The sequence below is a fragment of the Vibrio anguillarum genome (genome assembly GCF_001989995.2).
Lineage (GTDB): Bacteria > Pseudomonadota > Gammaproteobacteria > Enterobacterales > Vibrionaceae > Vibrio > Vibrio anguillarum.
This window is the reverse complement of sequence record NZ_JAHGUP010000169.1, coordinates 1-3,099: the sequence shown is the minus strand read 5'-3', so window position 1 is coordinate 3,099 and position 3,099 is coordinate 1. Positions and strand designations below refer to the sequence as shown.

General features: G+C 40.0%; 4 protein-coding genes. 1 reads left to right on the top strand and 3 read right to left on the bottom strand.

What is annotated here, in order from left to right; all coding sequences use genetic code 11:
• Nucleotides 1-247, top strand: a 247-nt coding sequence (locus PL85_RS18150) for a hypothetical protein (protein WP_215809367.1), incomplete at its 5' end; no start/stop codon positions are given.
• A 223-nt stretch (nucleotides 248-470) separates the two neighbouring features.
• Here the strand turns inward: PL85_RS18150 and PL85_RS18145 are convergent.
• The 3 genes from PL85_RS18145 to PL85_RS18135 form a co-directional block, all read right to left on the bottom strand.
• Nucleotides 471-1,415, bottom strand: coding sequence for a D-2-hydroxyacid dehydrogenase family protein (locus PL85_RS18145; RefSeq protein ID WP_115340154.1), 945 nt, complete (start codon nucleotides 1,413-1,415; stop codon nucleotides 471-473).
• Between the two features lie 137 nt (nucleotides 1,416-1,552).
• Nucleotides 1,553-2,410, bottom strand: a complete 858-nt coding sequence (locus PL85_RS18140) for a hypothetical protein (RefSeq protein WP_115340153.1) — start codon at nucleotides 2,408-2,410, stop codon at nucleotides 1,553-1,555.
• A gap of 166 nt (nucleotides 2,411-2,576) precedes the next feature.
• A complete protein-coding gene (locus tag PL85_RS18135) occupies nucleotides 2,577-3,029 on the bottom strand; it encodes a GNAT family N-acetyltransferase (RefSeq protein ID WP_088729602.1) in 453 nt (150 codons plus the stop codon).
• Between the last annotated feature and the right edge of the window lie 70 nt (nucleotides 3,030-3,099).

Below are 3,099 nucleotides of genomic sequence, written 5' to 3'. Positions count from 1 at the left end.
GAAACGCACTTGGCAAAGAAGAAATAAGAGGAATACTGGCGAGCTTCTAAGACTTAAATTTACAAAGAATTCTTTCGAAGAAGCCAACAACCAAGTGCGCGAAATCAACTTAAGCGCGAAAGAGCTTCAAAACCAAAGAAGCCACACCAAAGAAATAAACAAACACACCACTTCCCGTAAGAAGACTTCGGTTAGTTCAAACACTTCACGAACAGTGCCACTGGCGAGATACATGGAAAAGTGCTGACTTTCAGGTGTAAAGCCAGAGCCTCAGACTAATAAAAATAAGCGCTTAATTTTATGGCTTTTCTTAACCTCAGCTAACGCCCAATTAAGGGGTGAGCAACGCTACCACCCAACCTAAGGCATTGTACCGTAACCACTAAAATTGAAGTAGAACCAAAAATGCCAAGCGTTGAGAATCCCTCTTAAATTGTTTGTTATAACAACGAGTTCCTCGATGTTGAAACTTACACCGAACCCTGCTCGAAAGCTAAAATGTTCTCAAATGCTATTTTGAAATACAGTTCATAGCTATTTTGCTCTACATACCCCAAATGAGGCGTTGCCATAACGTTGGGCAACGAAAGTAAAGGCTCGCTATCGAGTGATGCTGGTTCAACATCAAAGACATCTAGAGCAGCACGCTTGGTTGGCACAGAAACAAGCTCATTGTAGAGGGCTGATGACTCAACAAGTTCTGAACGGCTAATGTTTACAAATAAAGAGTCAGATTTCATTAAGCTTAAGTCAGTGGCTTTTACACACGCTCGGGTCACATCATTTAAACGTAGGTGGAGTGAAACGATATCAGAGCTAGTAAAAAACGTTTCTTTTGAAGTAGCAGCTTCAAAGCCATGTTCGAGTGCTAGCTTTCTTGACGGCTCACTACCCCAAACAACAACCGACATTTCAAATGCTTTAGCATATTGAGCGATTCGTTGCCCTATTTTCCCGTAACCCCAAATACCAAGTTTTAAACCTTTTAAAGTTCGACCTAAACCCAGAACACCTGAGTCTTGCCATTTATCATTTTTAAGGTTCGCAGAATAAGTAGGAATGTAACGACTAGCAGCCATAATTACCGCCCAGCCTAATTCAGAAGGTGCTATCGGAGACCCGCGCCCCTCTAGTACTTGAACCCCAAATTTTTCACATAAATTAACATCAATGTGGTTGCTGACCTTGCCAGTTTGGCTAATGACTTTGAGATTAGGTAATCGAGATAGCAAGGACTCTGTTATTACTGTCCGCTCTCGAATTAGAACAAGAACATCTGTTTCCTGAAGTTGAGCAACCAACTCCGGTTCAGGGAGTGTTTCATTCAAAACTGACACTTCATGGTGAGATAATAGGTCGAAACAATCTAAAGTTCTGACCACATCCTGATAGTCATCTAACACTGTTATTTTCACTGAACTCTCCTTGTTGTTATAACGCCCGCTTAAGGGGCAGACAACGCAAAACACTGAACTTAAATTAACAACCGTAATCACAAATGCTGATTTGAAGTAAGAGCGCCACGCGTTGGCTGTCCCTCTTGAAGCGTTTGTTATGAATTTTTGTCAAAGTTGTATCGGCGTAGCACCACGTAATCTAGGCTACTGCACCAGATTACTGGCTTTCCTGTAGAAGCGTAATAACAGTCACCAATGATCAGTGCATGACAACCTTCTAGCTGATCTAATGACTTGTCGACTTTAAAGTACGAGCGAAACTCATCTGTGATCTCAGGACTTATAGAAACACTTAATCCGTCAGTTCGACTACCGGCATTGAGCCAAAGCTTTCCGTTACTAGTAAATCCAGCATCGCTAATAAACCCCCAGTAAATTCGGTTAAGCCCGTTATAGCCTTCATGGACATCTTTAAAGTTCACAAATAACTGACTGGCTTTTTCTGGCAATCCCTGAATAGGGATATATGGAATCGTCACTTTAGTATCAGATAAATAAAGTTTATCTGAACGAACTAGTTTATAGAGTGTATTTTTTAATGTTAGATGTGCAGGATAATCTTTGCCTCCACCATTTTTTACCTCAATCCCCGATCTTCTCTCACCCGTCGGTATTGGTTGTTTCGGTTCTGGAGCTTTTACATCAACCTCATAATTTTTGTCTAAACCCAGATTTAAAATAATACCACTATCAGGATTTGCTGCTGGCGATCCATCGCCACCATCACCATCATCTACGACTTCATAATTTGTAGCAAAAATACAATCTTCTTCATGGTGAGCACAAAAATGAGGGACTTTATTACCGTAGCTTGATTTTCTAAACCAAGCATCTCCATTACACGAAATACATTGCAAATTTCTGCGCATGGTTACGATAGAATTTTCACCTAACGCCCAAAATTCATCGGCCTTCCACTCCTTACCATCGATTGTGCATAAAGCCATATCCATAATTTTTACCCCTCCATTTTATTAATCTGACCAAAATGAAAAATTCATAACGCCCAATTAAGGTGCGACAACGCTATAAAACCTGAGCTAAACCATTGCACCGTAAACACAAAGTTCAAATCGGAGTAAAATCGGCAAGCGTTAGGAGTCACTCTTAAATTGTTTGTTAGTTTTTTGTCTGCATGACCATGTTTATTCCTGTCGCTTTAAAGCCAATTTCCTTATAAAGCTTAAAAGCTCGCTCATTATCGTAAGCCACTAATAATTCAACCTGTTCAATTCCACTACCAGTCCAAAATTCATTCAATTCTTGAAATATGCGGCTGCCATAACCTTTACCTTGATACTCAGGGAAAACTTGAAAGTCATAAATGAATGCTGAGGTTTCTGCTAAAAAATACCAGAAATAACCAATTACATATGTAATACCATTCAATTTAACTTCGAGACACAGAAGAGTATTATTTTCTGTTTTTAACCCCTGAGGTAAACAGTCATCAAGTTCCATGTTTGCCAACTGCACCCCTTTAGCATGGGATACTTGCTTTGCGGCAGCGAGTTCTTGCCCTCTAAATTCATTGGAATACAACCTATAACACTGAAATTCTTCTTCAGTCATATTTCTATATGAGACCATCTTCAACCTTTATGCGATTTTCTTGAGAAAAACTAACGCCCGGCTAAGGGGT

What these genes read in the sequence shown, in the direction of transcription:
- PL85_RS18140 (WP_115340153.1), bottom strand. Translation starts at nt 2,410, where the DNA reads ATGGATATGGCTTTATGCACAATCGATGGTAAGGAGTGGAAGGCCGAT.
- PL85_RS18135 (WP_088729602.1), bottom strand. Translation starts at nt 3,029, where the DNA reads ATGACTGAAGAAGAATTTCAGTGTTATAGGTTGTATTCCAATGAATTT.